The organism is Bacillus manliponensis (assembly GCF_000712595.1).
Classification (GTDB): domain Bacteria; phylum Bacillota; class Bacilli; order Bacillales; family Bacillaceae_G; genus Bacillus_A; species Bacillus_A manliponensis.
Genome location: NZ_JOTN01000007.1, coordinates 83,043 through 102,100, shown reverse-complemented (window position 1 = coordinate 102,100; position 19,058 = coordinate 83,043). Strand labels below are relative to the sequence as shown.

The following is a 19,058-nucleotide window of genomic DNA, read 5'->3' as shown; positions in this document are numbered from 1 at the left end:
CCCACATTAACGGGCCGTAAGAACCCCACCTCGAAACTCGAGAGAATGCGAAGAAACTTAGGCAGAAGATCAACAGTCCGTAAAATCCCGATTGTTCGGCTAACAATCAGTGAGGAGATAAAGAAACCCCCAACTGATTGAAGTTTCTATCTATACATTACATTCGTGAAAAAAGCCAAAGCCAAGGCACGCTTGACTTTGACTTTTTGTCATCTTGCTTACTGCAAATTACTTATCTTCTTTTACTTCTTCAAACTCAGCATCGACTACATCGTCGTTTTTTGCACCAGCACCAGCTTGTGCACCTTCACCTTGCTGTGCTCCTGCAGCAGCTTGAGCTTGCTCATATAACTTTACAGTTAGTTGTTGTACGATTTCTTGAAGAGCATCTTTTTTCGCACGGATTTCATCAAGATCATTTTTCTCGATTGCCGCTTGTAATGCTTCTTTCGCTTCAGTTGCTTTCGCTACTTCCGCTGCATCTACTTTTCCTTCTAAATCTTTTACAACTTTATCTGTTTGGAATACAAGTTGATCTGCTTCGTTACGAAGTTCAACTTCTTCCTTACGCTTTTGGTCAGCGTCAGCATTTGCTTCTGCTTCTTGTACCATTCGTTCTACTTCTTCATCAGAAAGACCTGAAGATGATTGAATTGTGATCGCTTGTTCTTTGCTTGTTCCTAAGTCTTTCGCACGTACGTTTACGATACCGTTCGCATCAATATCGAATGTTACTTCGATTTGTGGGATACCACGTGGTGCTGGCGGAAGATCCGTTAATTGGAAACGACCTAACGTTTTGTTATCCGCTGACATTGGACGCTCACCTTGTAGTACGTGAATGTCTACTGCTGGTTGGTTATCAGCAGCTGTTGAGAATACTTGTGATTTACTTGTTGGAATCGTTGTATTACGCTCGATTAACTTCGTGAATACACCGCCCATAGTTTCGATACCTAAAGAAAGTGGCGTTACGTCTAATAATAGAACGCCTTTTACATCACCAGTTAATACGCCACCTTGAACTGCAGCACCTAGTGCTACAACTTCGTCTGGGTTTACACCCTTGTATGGCTCTTTACCAGTTTCACGTTTAATCGCTTCTTGTACAGCAGGAATACGAGTAGAACCACCAACAAGGATAACTTTATCTAATTCGCTAGCAGAAAAACCAGCGTCTTTTAATGCACGACGAGTTGGTTCTAATGTTCTTTCAACAAGGCTTGCAGAAATTTCTTCAAACTTCGCACGTGTTAATGTTAATTCTAAGTGTAATGGACCAGCAGCCCCTGCACTAATGAATGGTAATGAAATTTGTGTTTGTGTTACACCTGAAAGGTCTTTTTTCGCTTTTTCAGCTGCATCTTTTAAACGTTGAAGTGCCATTTTATCTTGGCTTAAATCAATGTTGTTTTCTTTTTTGAACTCTGCTACTAAGTGATCAATAATCACTTGGTCAAAGTCATCACCACCAAGGCGGTTGTCACCAGCAGTTGAAATAACTTCAAATGTTCCATCTGCTAATTCAAGGATAGATACGTCAAACGTACCGCCACCTAAGTCGTATACTAAGATTTTTTGTTCTTCGTCTTGCTTCTCTAAACCGTAAGCAAGCGCTGCTGCTGTTGGTTCGTTAATAATACGTTCTACTTCTAAACCAGCAATGCGACCAGCATCTTTCGTTGCTTGACGCTCTGCATCATTGAAGTATGCAGGTACTGTAATAACAGCTTTCGTTACTGTCTCACCTAAGTATGCTTCAGCAGAAGCCTTTAAGTTTTGTAAAATGATTGCAGAAATTTCTTGCGGCGTGTACTCTTTGCCTTCAATTTCTACTTTGTAATCTGTACCCATATGACGTTTAACAGACATGATTGTGTTTGGGTTTGTAATTGCTTGACGCTTCGCTACTTCCCCTACTTGACGCTCTTCATTTTTGAAAGCTACAACAGAAGGAGTTGTACGGTTACCCTCTGGATTTGGAATAACCTTTGGCTCTCCGCCTTCCATTACAGCCACACAAGAGTTTGTTGTACCTAAGTCAATACCGATAATTTTACTCATGACGAACCTCCTACATATATGTAAATTATTGATTTACTTTCACCATTGATGGGCGAATCACACGGTCTTTTAGCTTATAGCCTTTTTGGAACTCTTCCACTACCGTATTTGATTCAAATTCGCTATCTTCTACTTGCATGACAGCTTGGTGCTCATGCGGATCAAACGGCTTTCCAACCGCCTCAATCGCCTCTACACCTTCTTTTGTTAATGCTTCTAACAATTGACGATATACCATTTCCATCCCTTGTAATAAGGATTTCATTTGCTCATCATTTGCTTCTACTTGCATCGCTCTTTCAAAATTATCAAGAGCTGGCAAAATATCTAATACAAGACTTTGCGATCTATATTTTTCAGCCGCCTGTTTATCAAGTTGAACACGGCGTTTATAATTTTCAAAATCGGCTTGTAAACGAAGTGTGCGATTTTCCGTTTCCGTTAATTTCGCTTGTAATTCATTTACATTTTCTTGTAAAAGAGCCTCTTCACTGTTTTGTTCAACAGTTTCCTCGCTGTTTTCTACAACAACTTCTTCTGTTTGCTCTTCTTTCGTTTCTTCTACGATTTGTTCATTACGCTCTTCCACAACTTTCACCTCCTTAAAAAGGCACAAGATTAGCATATACGCTAACCAAAGCACCAGTCACTTCTTATTTTTCCGGCTTATATAAGCCGTTATATCCACTTGCAATTTGTTTTGTAAATAACTGTAACAAACTGATAACACGCGAATATTGCATACGCGTTGGACCTAAAATGGCGATTGTACCGAGTTGTTCATCACCAACAGAATACGTTGCTGAAATTAAACTACACTCTTCCATCGCAGCTGATGTATTTTCACGACCAATCTTCACTTGAATCCCTACTTGTTTGTCACGCAAAATATCATAAAATTCCTCTTCATTTTCAATCATTGTAAGTAATGATCGAACTTTATGAATATCATGAAACTCTGGCTGAGAAAGCATATTCGTTTTCCCGCCAAAATATATTTTTTCCGATAACGGAAATTGAAACGTACCATCCAACATTCTCATAACACTGTCATAATTATGAACGTACTGACGAAGTACCGTCACAATTTCTTTGTACAGCTTATTATGAAGTTCTGACATTGGCACACCTGTTAACTTCTCATTTAAAATATTAACCATCTTCTCTAAATCTGATAAATCCACAGATTCTGGAACAGTAATTGTTTTTGTTTGCACATGTCCTGTATCTGTAACGATAATCGCAACAGCCGCTTGCGGACCAAACGGAACAATTTGTACATTCTTCAGTTTGTTTTCACTCACTTTTGGACCGAGTACAATCGCCGTATAGTTCGTAAGTTCTGATAAAACTCGAGCAGATTGTTGTGCAACTTTTTCCACTTCAAACACTTTTTCAGCAAAGAAATCTTTAATTTGTACAATATCTTTACTAGGCAAGTGATGCGGGGCAAGAAGATGATCCACATAAAAGCGATACCCTTTTTCAGAAGGAACACGCCCTGATGAGCTATGTGTTTTCTCAATATAACCAAGCTCTTCTAAATCAGCCATTTCATTTCGAATGGTTGCGGAACTAAATATAATCTCCTCTTTTTTTGACAAAGTTCTTGATCCAACAGGCTGTGCAGAACCAATAAAATCATCAATAATCGTTTGCAAAATTAAGAGCTGACGTTCCGTAAGCATCTCATCATCACCTCTGTTAGCACTCTTATACCTTGAGTGCTAATTCTATTATTAACTTACCAAAATTGACATTCAATTGTCAACGAAAACGTAATCGGATTACAACTTTTCTTTATTTTTTGATAAGACTTTCATAGGCGTCAACTGATTCTTTCTCGTTTACACTAAAAATGACTGAAACACTTCATTTCCTAACAGCTTCCCTTTCCTTGTCAATCGAATACAACCTTCTTGTTCTTCTAATAAACCTTGCTCAATATTTTGACGAAGTTGCTCAGCGAACACATCGTTCATCTCGAATCCAAATTTCTCTTTGAAACGAGCCTTTGATACACCAGCTACTTTTCGTAATCCTAAAAATAGCTCTTCTTCCATTCTTTCTCTCTCTGTTACCCCGTGAATGTCTAAATATGGAAATCCTGTTTCGTCAATTGTTGAAAAATACTTTTTTAATGGTCCGACGTTTTGAATTCTTTTCCCACCTACATAACTATGTGCCCCTGCACCAAATCCATAATACTCTTCATTATTCCAGTATGTGAGATTATGGCGACTTTCATAGCCATCTTTTGAAAAATTACTAATTTCATACTGCTTGTATCCATGACGTTCCATTTCATCCATCACAACTTCATACATTCTTGCTTCATTATCTTCTCCAGGAAGTCTTAACTTCCCTTGTCTCATTCGATTATAAAAAACAGTTTTCGGCTCGATAATGAGAGAGTATCCAGAGAAATGTTGCACACCAAGTGTAAATGCAACCTTTAATGTCTCCTTTACATCTTCCATCGTTTGCGTTGGCAACGCATAAATTAAGTCCACATTAACATTATCAAAACCTACTTCTTTCGCTTCCGCAATTGCTGTTAATACGTCTTCTTTCGTATGCGTACGCCCAATCTCTTTTAGTAAATGATTTTGAAAAGACTGCACACCAAAACTAATTCGGTTTACACCACCATCCAATAACAGTTTAAGCTTCTCTTTTGGTAAATCACCAGGATTCGCCTCAAACGTTAACTCACAATCCGGAGCAAATGGACGTAAATGAAGATTTATAATTTCAAGAAGCTTCTCTGTTTGCACCATATTTAATGCCGTTGGGGTTCCACCACCAACAAAAATGCTTTTCATTTGTTGAAACGGTTGTTTCTTTACCGTGTTGACAATTTCTTTCTCTAAATACTCTAAATATTGCTCTACTGGCTGACGCTCAATAAACACTTTATTAAAATCACAATAGTGACAAATATGCTGACAAAAAGGGATATGAATATATGCAGCTTGTATCAAACTATGCTCCTACCTTTCTTTTTCACGATCACTCGTTCCTTACTCTATACCTATTGTAACGAAGAGCCGTACAGATGTCTAAAAAGTATTCCGGTACAACAAAAATACTTTGTTAGCATAATAAAAAAGAAGCCGCTATAGCGGCTTCTTTTTTATCTTTAATTATCATCCATACGTAATACAGCCATGAATGCCTCTTGTGGTACTTCTACAGAACCAACAGACTTCATACGTTTTTTACCTTCTTTTTGTTTTTCAAGAAGCTTACGCTTACGAGAAATGTCACCACCATAACATTTCGCAAGTACGTTTTTACGCATCGCTTTAATTGTAGAACGTGCTACAATTTTGTTTCCAATCGCTGCTTGAATTGGTACTTCGAACTGTTGTCTTGGAATAAGCTCTTTTAATTTTTCTACAATCACTTTACCACGATCATACGCAGAATCACGATGAACAATAAATGATAACGCATCTACTTGTTCATTATTTAGTAGAATATCCATTTTCACAAGTTTCGACGGTCTATAACCAATTAACTCATAGTCAAATGATGCATAGCCTTTCGTATTCGACTTCAACTGATCAAAGAAGTCATATACGATTTCAGAAAGCGGAATATCATACGTTAGTGTAACACGCGTTTCATCTAGGTATTGCATATCGATGAAGCTACCACGTTTCCCTTGACAAATCTCCATAACAGCTCCAACGTAATCGTTCGGAACCATAATCTTCGCTTTTACATACGGCTCTTCTACACGATCTAACGTTTGTGGATCTGGCATATTAGATGGATTATCAATCGTCAGCTCTTCCCCATTTGTTAAATACACTTTATAAATAACACTTGGTGCTGTCGTAATTAAATCGATTTTAAATTCACGTTCAATACGCTCTTGAATAATCTCCATATGAAGAAGTCCTAAGAAACCACATCGGAAACCAAAACCAAGCGCTTGCGATGTTTCTGGTTCAAACTCTAATGCAGAGTCATTCAGTTGTAATTTCTCTAACGCTTCACGAAGATCGTTATAACGAGCTGTATCAATTGGGTATAGACCACAGAATACCATTGGGTTCAATTTACGGTAACCTGGAAGTGGCTCCACTGCCGGGCGATGTGCATGTGTAATTGTATCACCTACACTTGTATCACCTACGTTTTTAATAGATGCCGCTAAAAATCCTACGTCACCAACAGTTAACTCTTCACGTTGCGTTGTTTTCGGCGTAAATACTCCAACTTCTGTTACTTCGAATTCTTTACCAGTTGCCATCATGCGCACTTTGTCGCCCACTTTTACAGTACCATTTACAACACGAATATATGCAATTACACCGCGGTACGGGTCATATAACGAGTCAAAAATCATACATTGCAACGGCTCTTCTGAATCTCCTGTTGGAGCTGGTACCTTTTCAACAATTTGCTCTAAAATGTCTTCAATACCAATACCTGCTTTTGCAGAAGCAAGAACAGCTTCAGATGCATCAAGTCCAATTACATCTTCAACTTCTTGACGAACGCGCTCTGGATCTGCGCTCGGTAAGTCAATTTTATTAATAACCGGTAAAATCTCTAGGTCATTATCAAGCGCTAAGTACACGTTTGCTAATGTTTGCGCTTCAATTCCTTGCGCTGCATCAACAACCAAGATTGCACCCTCACATGCCGCTAAACTACGAGATACTTCGTACGTAAAGTCGACGTGTCCCGGTGTATCGATTAAATGAAGAATGTACTCTTCACCATTTTTCGCCGTATAGTTTAACTGTACAGCATTTAATTTAATTGTAATACCACGCTCGCGCTCTAAATCCATAGAATCAAGTAACTGAGCTTTCATTTCACGTTGTGTTAATGCTTTCGTTCTCTCCAAAATACGGTCTGCTAACGTTGACTTTCCGTGGTCAATGTGAGCAATAATGGAGAAGTTACGAATTTTAGACTGCCTTTTTGCTCTTTCTTCTTTGTTCATCTATTTTCTCACTCCTACTAATCTCGCCAATATACACTAGCACTGATTATATCAATACAAAGGCAAAGATTCAATGAAAACTGGTGTTGCATTTTTAGCAAATAATCTCACTTTTATCATATGCAATCTTAAAACATTAGACAAACCTTTTCTACACATAATGAAAAAGCTATCTTACCCTTTTGTAAGATAGCCCTTTTTCCTTTGTGCCCATCAAAGAAAACAACGATTGTATTTTATCTATAACGATATTCGTACAAGTACGAACAAAGCTTTTCACAAGCAGCGTTACACCTTTCCCTGCTCCTTCTAACATATTAAAACTTTTCAATTCTTCTAACTGCCTTTTCTTTTCTGTAATCGAAAAAGACTTTTTAAAAAGTGTTTCTTCTATACCAGTCCGAGCAGTTCCTGTTAAGCTTGTAACCTCTTCAAAGGTCAAATCACTATAACCTTTCATCTGCTTTAGCCCATTACTTGTTATCTGCATTCCAACAAATACGACACAAAACATAATAATAACAATTATCACATATTTACGGGTAAATCCATCCACTAGGAACATCCCCTTTACACATTAATGTGTATATGCTCCTGTATTATCTTGGTCAATTTGATGATGAAGCGCTGCATTTAACCCACTTGCAATGACATTCGCCATATCTTCAATAAAGGCATCAACCTCTTTTGGGGTCACCATTAAATTATGACCAAGCGGCGCTAGCACTTCATAAATTAACTTCCGTTTCTCTTCCTCCTCAAGAGTACCAACTGCACCTAAAAACATATTACGACTTTTTTCATCTGGTAAATCTTCTTCCGTTAACTTTTTCTTTTCGCCAAATGTAAACCCAGCTGGTAGCAAAGAACGAGATGGTTTATCCCCTTCTTTCATTTCACGCCCGAAATGTTTCAAAATGTAATCAATTGTATCACTTGTAATCGACACTGCATCTACAACAGTCGGGATACCAATTGCAATAACAGGGATCCCAAGCGTTTCTTTACTAAGTTCTTTTCGCTTGTTCCCAACTCCCGATCCAGGATGTATCCCTGTATCAGAAATTTGAATCGTACTATTCACCCGTTCAATAGAACGAGCTGCGAGCGCATCAATTGCGATGACAAAATCTGGCTTCGTTTTTTCGATAATCCCAAAGATGACGTCACTTGTTTCGATACCTGTAATTCCCATAACCCCCGGACGAATTGCACTCACTCGACGAAAGCCTTCTGCAACATTTTCAGGTTGCAACTCAAATAAATGACGTGTAACAAGAACATTCTCTACAACAATTGGCCCTAACGCGTCAGGTGTTACATTCCAATTTCCAAGACCAACAATTAAACAACTTGCCTCACGAGTGATTCCAATCTCTTCAAGAAAATGAGAAAATTCTTTTGCAAAAACACGCTCTACCTGTTGTTGCAGCTCCGTATCTTGCTGACGAATTCCTTGTACTTCTAATGTTAAGTAATTTCCAGCTTTTTTTCCCATCATCTCAGACGCATTTTCGTCAACAACTACTTTTGTAATCGTAATACCATCTTCTTCACGCTCTTTAACAATAACACCTTGAATACTCGTTTTTTCTTCTTGTTCTTGCAACATTTGATGCGCTTCGACTGCAAGGTCTGTTCGAATCCCATATTTACTTAAATCAAGCGGTTCACGCATACAATCTCCTCCACTACTTTTTGTAAATAACATTAGATTTCCCAAAAATATTGAGAGCCATTCTTTTCCTATATCGAAATTTCATCGATAACGCTATTGCAATTATCGTTTTCGTTTGGTAGAATATCACTTGTTCTATGTAAGTATCGAGTCACTCGATCGCACCAGGGAGGTGAAATATATGGCAAACATTAAATCTGCTATCAAACGCGCTAAACTTAGCGAAGAGCGTCGTGCACATAACGCTTCTATCAAGTCTGACATGCGTACAGCTGTTAAAACTGTAGAAGCTTTAGTTAACAATAACGATCTTGAAACAGCAAAAGAAGCATACAAAGTAGCTTCTAAAAAACTTGACAAAGCAGCTCGTAAAGGTCTTATCCACCAAAACGCTGCAGCTCGTCAAAAATCTCGCTTAGCGAAACAAGTAAACGCGTAAGCCGTTTGCAAAACGATCCTTTTAGGGTCGTTTTTTTTATACTAAAAAAATTTTTCTAATAAAAAATGTTCATGTAAAAACTACATGAACATTCTTTCACTAACCGATATGTTTTAAACGCATCACAAAAAATTCTAACACGAGACGTTTATCCATTTTTCCTGTTTTCATATTATAATCCGCCTCAGCTAATTCATGGATCACTTTCTTTAATGCTTCAAACGAGAAAGCATTTGTTTGGTTCATCGCTAATTTTACGCGATATGGATGAACACCAATATGCGATGCAATCTGATTTTGTCCATAACCTCTTTGCTGCAATTCTTTTACTTGATAGAGCAAACGGAATTGACTAACAAGAAGTGCTAACAACTTAATCGGTTCTTCTTGTTGTGTAAATAAGCTATCTAAAATATGCATCGCCCCTGCAATATCACGCTTTACAACCTTTTCTGTTAACACAAATACATTTTGCTCAACAGATTTTGGAACAAGCTCTGTAACCAGGCTTTCTGTAATTTCACCACCGATGCCAACATACAACATAAGTTTGTCCATTTCCTTTGCTAATGTTGTAATATTGCCACCCGTCAGCTCTAACAATAGTTTTGTCGCACGATCTTCAATATCAACATGATCCTCTTCTGCACGGCCCACAATCCACTTTTGAACATCTTGAACCTGCATTGCGTTGGCCTCTACTACTTCTGCTGTTTTCTTTAACAATTTCGTAATTTTTTTTCGCTCATCCAATTTTTCATAAGGCGCAATAAATACAACAATCGCAAATGGCGATGGCTCTGCGATATATTCTTCTAATGCCTTTATATTTTGTTCTAACTTTTCTTTTTGTGCTGTCAAAAAGAACGGTGACTTCATTATAATAATTTTTCGCTCACCAAAAAAAGGAAGTGTCCGTGCATCTTCAAGTGCTTCTTCTACATACGATTCTTCTAAATCATATGTTACAACATTAAATTCACGATCCTCTTCCTCAAGCGCTTCAGACATTAACAACTGCATTGTTTCATTTATAAAATACGTCTCTGTCCCATATAATAAATATAACGGTGCAAACTGTTTCTTTTTTATTTTTTTATGTACCTCACTCATTTTTGCCCTACTCTCTAACTCTTCGTTATATTCCATAGTAATAGGCAAGAAACCTTTTTACAAGTCCAAAGGAGCAGGGAGATTGTACCCGCTCCTTTATCTATATAAAAACGCTACCGAATAAGCCCCGGGTTACTTATCAGTAAGCGGTAAACACCTTCTCTTTATTATTTACATGACCCTTTTAACTATAGATGTCAACTGTTAGTACCTTTGGAAACAATTTTTTATTTATCCATTTTATATGCTTTATAAATTGTAGATTTTTTTCTGACAATATTTTATACTAAAGTTGAATGTTGGGGGGGATTCGAAATGAATGAATTGGAACAAAGCGTTCAATGTGAACGTAATGACGCTGTTGATTCAGCAGTTGGTTTTATCGTTTCATTTGGTTTTTTCGCAACACTATTCGTTATCGCAACAGTAATTAAATTTATCGGTTCTTAAAGGCTGCGCGTGGCAGTCTTCTTTTTTTCTGTGCTTCATCATATGTCAATTTACTTTGAAACGTTCCTTTCTCTCCTTGAAAAACATATGAAACCGCCCCTTGTTTATCTGTTCTCCATACTTCAATCCCGCGTTCTATTAAACGATCTACCACTTCTTTATTTGGATGACCGTATCTATTTTTCTCTCCAGCAGAAATCACTGCTACTTTCGGCTTAACATGATCTAAAAACTGTACTGTGGATGATGTTTTACTACCGTGGTGACCAACCTTTAAAATGTCTGCACGTAAATTTGGATATGTTTCTACAAGCTCCTTTTCTCCTCTCTCTTCTAAATCACCTGTAAATAACCATGTTCTATTACCCATACTCGCAAACAAGACGATAGAAGCATCGTTATCTCCTTCTTCATCCCCTTCCGGTGCTAAAACAGTGAATTCCGCATCACCTGCTATCCATTTTTCTCCCTCTTTTGCCATATGAACGGGGATATTTTTCTTATGTGCAAGTTGCTTTATTTCACTTTCTAACTGCGCATCTTGTTTCTTTTTCCCAAATATAACTTCTTTAACTGGGATAGATTGTAATACTTCTTTCGCTGCTCCAACATGATCCATATCGCCATGTGTCAAAATAAGCTTATCAATTTCTCTCACGCCTTCTTTTCGTAAAAATGGGATTAAAATATCCTCTCCAATAGTAAATTCATTCTTTTTTTGTTGCCATTTTTCTTTTTTTATTAAAAGCGCCCCACCAGTATCAATTAAATATGTTCCTTTTTCATACGGTAAACGAATTAAAATCGCATCACCTTGTCCAACATCAATAAAAGTTACTTTTCCTGTCCCTTTCACATAAGGAAACATATAATGCCCTATGCTAATCAATAAAAATATTCCGATGCATATGGAACGATACTTTTTCCATATCAACCCCTCCCATGAAAGAAATATCGAAAGTATACTGCAACAATATACAACAACAAGTAACGGAGACGTCACACCAAATGTCAACTGAACAAACGGTAACGCCTCACAATACTTTAATAAATCATTAGAGAGAGTAATACAAAAGGACAATACCTTCGCAAGCCACGTCGCTAAAAGAGGAAAAAGTAACATAAGAAGTGCAATAACGATGCAACAAGGTAACACAAAAAGAGAAAGAAATGGAACGTATATTATATTTAGGAGAACACTATACGGGGAGAAATAACCAAAATGATAAAGAAGTATTGGCATACTCGCAAGCTGCGAAAGAAGAGATACGTATACCGCACTTTTAATGAGATTCTCTTGAGTATTTAATAAATGTGAAGAGGAAAGTAGTAACGCTAAACTTCCAACAAAAGAAAATTGAAAACCAATATCAAATAACACATATGGATCATAAAAAAGCATAATAATTGCAGTTATACTAATTGCATCTATACTACATAATCGCACTGTATAAACAACCGCCCACAACACAATAACCCCCATTAAAGATGCTCTTACAACAGATGCGGATGCACCAGCAAAAAACATATATAATGGGATGCAAACGATTAATACCATCGTTGCACTTTCTCGCGTTACACCAACGCGAAGCAATATGAAATAGCAAATTGCTGTTAATAACACAATATGAGAACCTGATATTGCTAACAAATGTACAAGTCCGAATAATTGATATTGCCCCTCTACATCAGACGTCATATATTGCCTATCTCCAAACAAAAGAGCGTTCATAAAGGCAGCGGACTGTTTTGGTAATACATCCGCTATATGGGAGACTGAGGACTGTCTGAGCGACAATAGCCAATGTACAAAAGATGTTTCTTGTTGTACACAATGAGATATAGTGACTGCTTCAAATATAAAGTGAGTATATCGCTTCAACAAATAATCACGATAATCAAAAGCATGGAAATTCCTTGCTCTATAAGGTTCGTTCTGCTTCCCCTGAAATACACATACCATACCTGGTTGTAGTTTTATTAATTTTTCTTTTTGTTCATGAGATGAAATTTTATAAGAAAGTTGGAGTCGCTCTCCTCTCTCTCCTTTAATTCGAGCAGTAAGGCGATCCCCATCTATGAGAGGAGTTGTATCGATTGTTGCTCGGAGCATTAGTTCACCAGAAGTGGCGCGGGGGATGTTTTGAGAGTGAACATAAGATGTATACACGTAACTAACTATACATGCAAAGATTACGAAGAAGAAAATATGATAGGAGTTACGGTATAAGCAGAAAGCTAAGTAACAGCATAATAAAACGATTAGAAACATTGACAATGAAAAGATAGCCGCTGTTATTCCGAATACAATGGAAATTGCAATATATCCCCATTTCCGTTGCAATTTACATTCACCTCATTTTCACAAGTCGCTACTCCGTTACAAGAAAGTAACGCCTCATCTAACTTTATGCCACATTAACAGGCTTCTCAAAACTTAAGAAAGAGAAGCAAAGAGAGGATTAACAAACTGTGAAAGCCCGCTTCATCAAACTAACACTCAGTGGGGAATGAAGCCCCCACTGAGTGGAGTTTCACTTTATTGTTCCTCTATCTGAGTAATTCCATATTCTAAAGGAACATGAATGACTTTTACATTTGCTTGTTGGAACAATTCCACTGCATATGGATGATTTTTGTAGTCTTGTGCATAATAAACAGCTGTTATGCCACTTTGAATAATCGCTTTGCAGCATTGCAAACACGGGAAATGCGTAACATAAATTTCAGCATCTTCTGTTTTCACGCCAAATTTCGCACACTGCAATAATGCATTCATTTCTGCATGAATTGTTCGAACACAGTGATTCTCAATGACGTAACACCCTTCATCAATGCAGTGCACACCATCAGCAATTGAACCGTTATATCCACCTGCAATAATACGCTTATCACGAATAATTGTTGCTCCAACAGCAAGTCTTGTACACGTACTGCGCAGCGATAATAAATGGCTTTGCGTCATAAAATATTGATCCCATGAAATTCGTTCCATTTTCTTCACCTACTTTTTTGTCTCTTTACAGTGTAGCGAACGACGAAAAAGATAGTCAATCCTTTACGGAATAATTATGTGATCTTTTATTTTTTCAAGCGATTTTTCCCCAATCCCATCTACTTCTAATAAATCGTCTAGTTTTTGAAACAAACCATGCTCTTCCCTGTGTCTCATAATATTTTCTGCTTTTTGCGGACCAATTCCAGGTATCCTTTCCAATTCTTCTTTCTCAGCTAAATTGATGTGGATTTTTTGTTCTTCTTCCCCTTCTACCACAGCAGCTCCTTGTACTTGTTCCCCTATTTTCGGCACATAAATCATCATCTCATCTTGAGCAACTTGTGCCAAATTTACTTTTGATTTATCCGCTTCCTGCGAAAATCCACCAGCTTTTGCAATCCCATCTTTCACACGAGAACCACTCTTTAATTCGTAGACCCCTTCCTGTAATACCGCTCCTTTTATATCGATCATAATCATATTTGATTTTCCCTTTAAAGCAGTATCTTTTATCATTTTCTCTCTCGAATTTTCTTCAATTTCCTCTTCAAATTCAACTACTTTTGTTGTTTGTTCCCCCTTCGTTTGCAAAACAAATAACAATCCAATCACTCCGATGACACCCATCAAAACAACCCATTTCTTATGCAAATTCACCATCATTTTATACCTCCAATTCATAAAACTTAATAATCCTTCATATTGTTTAGGAGAAAGATGTTACGAAGGAGGGGATGAAACAATGAATATAGGAATTATAGGAACAGGTAATATGGGGAATATACTTATTGATGCATTCATAGAATCTCGCGCGGTCAAACCTTCGTGCCTTACTATTATTAATCGTACTTTCGCAAAGGCATATCATATAAAAGAACGGCATCCGTCTATCCATATAGCAAAAACAATTCAAGAAGTCATTCAACGCTCAGATATCATTTTCATTTGCGTAAAACCTTTAGATATCTACCCCATTTTGACAGAACATAACGCTGAGCTTACAAATGAGAAATGCCTTGTTTCCATTACAAGTCCAATATCAGCCGCGCAATTAGAAAGTATTGTGCCGTGTCAAGTCGCTCGAATTATTCCCAGTATTACAAACCGAGCATTAGCTGGTGTTTCCTTGATCACTTTTGGAGAGAATTGCCCAGCAAAACGAAGAAATCAACTACTTAATCTATTCAATAAAATTTCCACACCAGTTGTAATTAAAGATGACATTACAAGAGTTTCTTCTGACATTGCAAGCTGTGGCCCAGCTTTCTTTAGTTACTTATTACAACGTTTTATTATTGCAGCTACAGAGAAAACAAATATAACAGAAGAAGAAGCAACGATTTTGGCAAGCGAAATGATTATCGGAATGGGAAAGTTGTTAGAAAAGCAAATTTTCACCTTGCCAACCTTACAAGAAAAGGTATGTGTAAAAGGCGGTGTAACCGGAGAAGGGATTCGCATTTTAGAAGAGAGTGTTGGAGATATGTTTCACCAAGTGTTTGAGCGAACACATGCAAAATATAACGAAGACATTGAAGAGGTGGAACAACAATTTAACAAGCATTCATAGGATATATACAACAAAATGAAACAGATTCCTTTCTTTTTTCTTCACACGTGCCAAAGTAAAATTGGCACGTTTTTATTTTTAAAGTATTAATTTTTCTATTTCATTCATAATAAAATACCACTTTGGAACACTAAAAATTTTTAATAAAGTGAAACTTCAATCAGTGGGGGGTTCTCCATCCCCCACTGATTGTTAGTTGAACCAATCGGACTTTTACAGCCCGCAAATAGCGAAATAAAAAAAAGCCAGCATTCAAATAACACTTTTGAATGCAAGCTTCTTTATAAAAATTAAAGGGTTTTCTTTGCCATAAAGAAAATACGCTCCGTTTGTTCCGTCACTTCTGCACGCTCAAAATCTCCGGTCACACGAAGAATAGTAAAACCACTCTCTTCAAGCCACTTTGTAATATCTTCTACAGAGTATCCACGTTGCACATGTAATTCATCAAAACGATGATACATATCATCTTCATCATCTTTCACAAAAAACGTTAAATCATGTTCAACGCTATTTGGCTCTTCACCAGGGAAGCAGTTCCAAATCAATGCAATTTCATCACCGTTTATGGTATACGTTTCATTTTGAAAGACGTGATGAATTTTATAAAGAGAATGTATATCAAATAAAAATAAGCCATCTGTATGTAAATGATGATAAACACGTCTAAATGTTTCTTTAATATGGTCCTCTTGCAATAAATAATTTAACGAGTCACAAAAAATTGCTACACAGTCAAATTCGCCTGGAACATCTAATTCCCGCATATCTTGTTGGTAAAATGGAATCATATGCCCCTCTTCACCTAATTTTTGCTGCGCTACTGTTAACATTTCCTCCGAAAGGTCTACTCCAACTACATCGTATCCTTCTTGCACAAGAGGAAGTGTTACATTTCCCGTTCCACAAGCAACATCAAGAATTTTCGCTTCATTCATCCCAGCCTGCGTTAAACTTTGCTTCGTGAACTCAACCCACTTATCATAAGGGACATCATTCATTAATTCATCATACAGCAAAGCAAATTGTTCGTATCTCATTCGCTTAACTCTTCTATAATATCTTCACGTGGCACATCGCCCCAAAGACGTTCTAAATTGTAGTGGTTACGCTCATCTTTATGGAAAATATGAGCTACTACATCACCAAGGTCAACTAACACCCAGCGCGCCTCATCAAATCCTTCCATACGTTTCACATCAATTTGTACTTCATGCGCTTTCGCTTTAATTTCACGCGCAATCGCTTGTACTTGCTTATCTGAATTACCGTGACAAATTACAAAGTAATCTGCAACTGGAGAAATCCCCTTCATATTTAGTACAACAATATCTTCTGCTTTCTTGTCATCAGCCGCTCTGGCTGCTACTACTAATAATTCTCTATCTGTCATTTTGTAAAATCCTCCTTAATCACTGCATTGTATGTTTGAAATGTTAACGGATAAATTGTCTGATTTTTTTCCATTAAAAATTGAATCGTACGTTTTAACGCAAATAATAGCGCTTCATCTAAATTTTCCCTGGCAAGTTTACGCGCTTCATCAACACCTGGGAACTTACGGCCTGGCTCAATATAATCTGCTACATAAATCACTTTATCAAGCATCGTCATATTCTCATGACCACTTGTATGGTAGCTAATCGCCTGTAAAATGTCACACTCCGTAATGCCAACCTCTTTTTCTACTAAGTATGCCCCAACTGGCGCATGCCATAATTCTTTATTATACTGAAGTAAATCTTTCGGCAAATTTTCTCGCTTAATAATCTCTTCCATTTCCGGAATCGACCTACATTTTGCATAATCATGAAAAATCGCTGCAAGTTCTGCTTTTTTCTCATCTACACCATACTGCCGCGCAAGCTCAATTGCCGTTTCCATAACGCCAATTGTATGAATGTAACGTTTCTCATGCATTTGCTTTCTCACAATTTCAAGCGCCTCTTTACGATTCATACAGCCCCGTCCTCTCAATATATTGTTGTACTTCTTCCGGAAGCAAGTATTTACATGTTTTCTTCTTTTCATATCGTTCACGTAACAAAGAAGAAGATACTGCAAACTCCGGAATTTCTACTGTTACAATTGGATAAGGAGTCGCGAGCGTATACCCAGGTCTTGCTACACCGACAAACGTAACAAGTTTCATCAGCTCATCAATTTTGTACCACTTCGGTAAATACTCAACCATGTCTCCACCAATAATAAAGTGGAATTGCATGTCTGGATGCTCTTTCGTTAACTGTAACATTGTATCATATGTATAGGATGGACCTTCACGCTCGAGCTCTGCTATACAAATCGAAAAGTGCTCTTCATGCTGCGTAGCAATGCGGAGCATATGTAACCTTTTTTCGACACTTGTAATGTTTCGTCCACGTTTATGAGGTGGAATTTGATTTGGTAAAAACCAAACTTCATCTAACTGCAATGCATCGTATACTTCATTTGCAATTAACAAGTGCCCATTATGGGGTGGATCAAACGTCCCACCAATAATTCCGATTTTCTTCAAAGGAAACACTCCTTCTACGAATGCTAAACGAAAGCAGTAAGCCACTGCACTGGCTCACTGCTCATCGTTACATCATTTATGTGAAAAGTGAACAACCTTCAGATTGCTTATACAATTAAATTCTCGGAAGGAAAATTTGTTTATTTTCTCTGGATTCTTTATATAACACAATTGTACTGCCAATTACTTGTACTATTTCAGCATTTGCACCTTCTGCAAGCTCCTCCGCGACTTCACGGCGGTCAAATTCACAGTTTTGCAATACGCTCACTTTAAATAATTCACGAGCCTCTAACGCCTCAGCAATTTGCTTAATCATATTTTCATTTACGCCGCCTTTTCCAACTTGAAAAATTGGTGTTAAATGATGTGCTTTCGCACGTAAAAATCGTTTTTGTTTTCCTGTTAACATACTATTTTAGCCTCCAAGCTTTCTAATAACGAACTGTTTCATTCGTTCTATATTTGGAAAATGCCCTGTCCAAATTTCAAATGCAAGCGCACCTTGGTACACAAACATATCAATGCCATTTTGAACAGTTGCACCTTTCTCTTTTGCTTCTTGCAATAACTTTGTTTCAAACGGGTTGTAAATAATATCAGACACGATTGTCCCAGCCTTTAAAGAAATAATCGGCAAAGGTGTGTCCTCTACATTCGGATACATGCCAATCGTTGTTGTCTGAATAATGACGTCGTAGTTCGCTGACATCTCCCTTGCTTCCTCTAACGAAAATGCAGAGGATTTTACAGCATCGTTACAAGCGTTGATAAGCTCCCTCGCTTTTCCTACCGTACGGTTTGCAACATCAATTTCTTGTACACCTGCAGCAATTAATGAGAAATAAATGGCACGAGCCGCTCCGCCAGCTCCAAGAAGCAATATACGTTTATTTTGCAACGGCTCGTTACGAATAGATTGCAATGATCGAACATATCCGATTCCATCTGTATTATAACCAATTAACTTCCCGTCTTCATGCAGTACCGTATTAACCGCTCCAATTTGTTTTGCTAACGGATCGATTTCATCTAAATACTGCATAATCGAAACTTTATGCGGTGTTGTTACGTTAAAACCAGCGATTCCAATTGCCTTCAAACCAGCCACTGCTTCACTTAACTTACTTTCCTCTACAAGAAATGCATGATAATGCGCATCAATACCACAGTGCAAAAAAGCATCATTTTGCATATGCGGCGACAATGAATGTCCAATTGGATTTCCGATTACCCCATATAATTGTTTCATAAGTCCTCTC

General features: G+C 37.6%; 20 protein-coding genes. 3 read left to right on the top strand and 17 right to left on the bottom strand.

Annotated features, from left to right (window positions below; translation table 11 throughout):
- Positions 1-228: 228 nt before the first annotated feature.
- The 7 genes from dnaK to gpr all read right to left on the bottom strand — a co-directional run bounded on the left by dnaK (position 229) and on the right by gpr (position 8,708).
- Positions 229-2,064: a chaperone protein DnaK gene (dnaK, locus tag BAMA_RS10330; RefSeq protein ID WP_034638791.1), complete on the bottom strand. Its 1,836-nt coding sequence runs from the start codon at positions 2,062-2,064 to the stop codon at positions 229-231.
- Positions 2,065-2,089: 25 nt separating this feature from the next.
- Positions 2,090-2,653 (bottom strand): nucleotide exchange factor GrpE, encoded by a 564-nt coding sequence (gene grpE / locus BAMA_RS10325; protein ID WP_034638789.1) that lies wholly within the window; start codon positions 2,651-2,653, stop codon positions 2,090-2,092.
- A gap of 64 nt (positions 2,654-2,717) precedes the next feature.
- Complete coding sequence (gene hrcA, locus BAMA_RS10320) at positions 2,718-3,752, bottom strand: heat-inducible transcriptional repressor HrcA (protein WP_034638787.1); 1,035 nt, start codon at positions 3,750-3,752, stop codon at positions 2,718-2,720.
- Between the two features lie 159 nt (positions 3,753-3,911).
- Positions 3,912-5,048 carry a radical SAM family heme chaperone HemW gene (gene hemW / locus BAMA_RS10315; RefSeq protein ID WP_034638785.1) on the bottom strand — a complete coding sequence of 379 codons (1,137 nt, stop codon included), beginning with the start codon at positions 5,046-5,048 and terminating at the stop codon, positions 3,912-3,914.
- 158 nt (positions 5,049-5,206) lie between these two features.
- Entirely contained in the window at positions 5,207-7,030 is a 1,824-nt protein-coding gene (gene lepA / locus BAMA_RS10310; protein ID WP_034638783.1) for an elongation factor 4, read from the bottom strand.
- A 169-nt stretch (positions 7,031-7,199) separates the two neighbouring features.
- Positions 7,200-7,586 (bottom strand): DUF3679 domain-containing protein, encoded by a 387-nt coding sequence (locus tag BAMA_RS10305; protein WP_051758919.1) that lies wholly within the window; start codon positions 7,584-7,586, stop codon positions 7,200-7,202.
- Between the two features lie 21 nt (positions 7,587-7,607).
- Positions 7,608-8,708, bottom strand: coding sequence for a GPR endopeptidase (gpr, locus tag BAMA_RS10300; RefSeq protein WP_034638781.1), 1,101 nt, complete (start codon positions 8,706-8,708; stop codon positions 7,608-7,610).
- Positions 8,709-8,889: 181 nt separating this feature from the next.
- Between gpr and rpsT the strand changes: the two genes are divergently transcribed.
- Positions 8,890-9,147 carry a 30S ribosomal protein S20 gene (gene rpsT, locus BAMA_RS10295; protein ID WP_034638779.1) on the top strand — a complete coding sequence of 86 codons (258 nt, stop codon included), beginning with the start codon at positions 8,890-8,892 and terminating at the stop codon, positions 9,145-9,147.
- Positions 9,148-9,246: 99 nt separating this feature from the next.
- Here rpsT and holA read toward each other — a convergent pair whose 3' ends face one another.
- The gene (gene holA / locus BAMA_RS10290; protein WP_034638951.1) at positions 9,247-10,260 is read right to left on the bottom strand and encodes a DNA polymerase III subunit delta; all 1,014 of its coding nucleotides are present in this window, start codon (positions 10,258-10,260) and stop codon (positions 9,247-9,249) included.
- A 315-nt stretch (positions 10,261-10,575) separates the two neighbouring features.
- On the opposite strand from holA, the gene BAMA_RS23970 reads away from it, so the two are divergent.
- Positions 10,576-10,710: a YqzM family protein gene (locus BAMA_RS23970; RefSeq protein ID WP_034638777.1), complete on the top strand. Its 135-nt coding sequence runs from the start codon at positions 10,576-10,578 to the stop codon at positions 10,708-10,710.
- Here BAMA_RS23970 and BAMA_RS10280 read toward each other — a convergent pair.
- From BAMA_RS10280 to BAMA_RS10270, 3 genes are all read right to left on the bottom strand, one after another.
- Positions 10,697-13,054: a DNA internalization-related competence protein ComEC/Rec2 gene (locus tag BAMA_RS10280; RefSeq protein ID WP_034638775.1), complete on the bottom strand. Its 2,358-nt coding sequence runs from the start codon at positions 13,052-13,054 to the stop codon at positions 10,697-10,699. The genes BAMA_RS23970 and BAMA_RS10280 overlap by 14 nt on opposite strands.
- A 195-nt stretch (positions 13,055-13,249) precedes the next feature.
- Positions 13,250-13,705 (bottom strand): ComE operon protein 2, encoded by a 456-nt coding sequence (locus tag BAMA_RS10275; RefSeq protein WP_034638773.1) that lies wholly within the window; start codon positions 13,703-13,705, stop codon positions 13,250-13,252.
- Positions 13,706-13,768: 63 nt separating this feature from the next.
- Complete coding sequence (locus tag BAMA_RS10270) at positions 13,769-14,371, bottom strand: helix-hairpin-helix domain-containing protein (protein ID WP_034638772.1); 603 nt, start codon at positions 14,369-14,371, stop codon at positions 13,769-13,771.
- Positions 14,372-14,450: 79 nt separating this feature from the next.
- On the opposite strand from BAMA_RS10270, the gene comER reads away from it, so the two are divergent.
- The gene (gene comER / locus BAMA_RS10265) at positions 14,451-15,278 is read left to right on the top strand and encodes a late competence protein ComER (RefSeq protein WP_034638771.1); all 828 of its coding nucleotides are present in this window, start codon (positions 14,451-14,453) and stop codon (positions 15,276-15,278) included.
- Between the two features lie 290 nt (positions 15,279-15,568).
- Here comER and BAMA_RS10260 read toward each other — a convergent pair whose 3' ends face one another.
- From BAMA_RS10260 to aroE, 6 genes are all read right to left on the bottom strand, one after another.
- A complete protein-coding gene (locus BAMA_RS10260; RefSeq protein WP_034638770.1) occupies positions 15,569-16,318 on the bottom strand; it encodes a class I SAM-dependent DNA methyltransferase in 750 nt (249 codons plus the stop codon).
- Entirely contained in the window at positions 16,315-16,671 is a 357-nt protein-coding gene (rsfS, locus tag BAMA_RS10255; RefSeq protein ID WP_034638768.1) for a ribosome silencing factor, read from the bottom strand. Before rsfS ends, BAMA_RS10260 begins: the two co-directional genes overlap by 4 nt.
- Entirely contained in the window at positions 16,668-17,237 is a 570-nt protein-coding gene (gene yqeK / locus BAMA_RS10250) for a bis(5'-nucleosyl)-tetraphosphatase (symmetrical) YqeK (RefSeq protein ID WP_034638766.1), read from the bottom strand. The genes rsfS and yqeK overlap by 4 nt, the downstream gene beginning before the upstream one ends.
- Positions 17,227-17,796 (bottom strand): nicotinate-nucleotide adenylyltransferase, encoded by a 570-nt coding sequence (locus BAMA_RS10245; RefSeq protein WP_034638765.1) that lies wholly within the window; start codon positions 17,794-17,796, stop codon positions 17,227-17,229. The genes yqeK and BAMA_RS10245 overlap by 11 nt, the downstream gene beginning before the upstream one ends.
- 115 nt (positions 17,797-17,911) lie before the next feature.
- Positions 17,912-18,208, bottom strand: a complete 297-nt coding sequence (gene yhbY / locus BAMA_RS10240; RefSeq protein WP_034638764.1) for a ribosome assembly RNA-binding protein YhbY — start codon at positions 18,206-18,208, stop codon at positions 17,912-17,914.
- A gap of 6 nt (positions 18,209-18,214) precedes the next feature.
- Positions 18,215-19,048: a shikimate dehydrogenase gene (aroE, locus tag BAMA_RS10235; RefSeq protein WP_034638762.1), complete on the bottom strand. Its 834-nt coding sequence runs from the start codon at positions 19,046-19,048 to the stop codon at positions 18,215-18,217.
- Between the last annotated feature and the right edge of the window lie 10 nt (positions 19,049-19,058).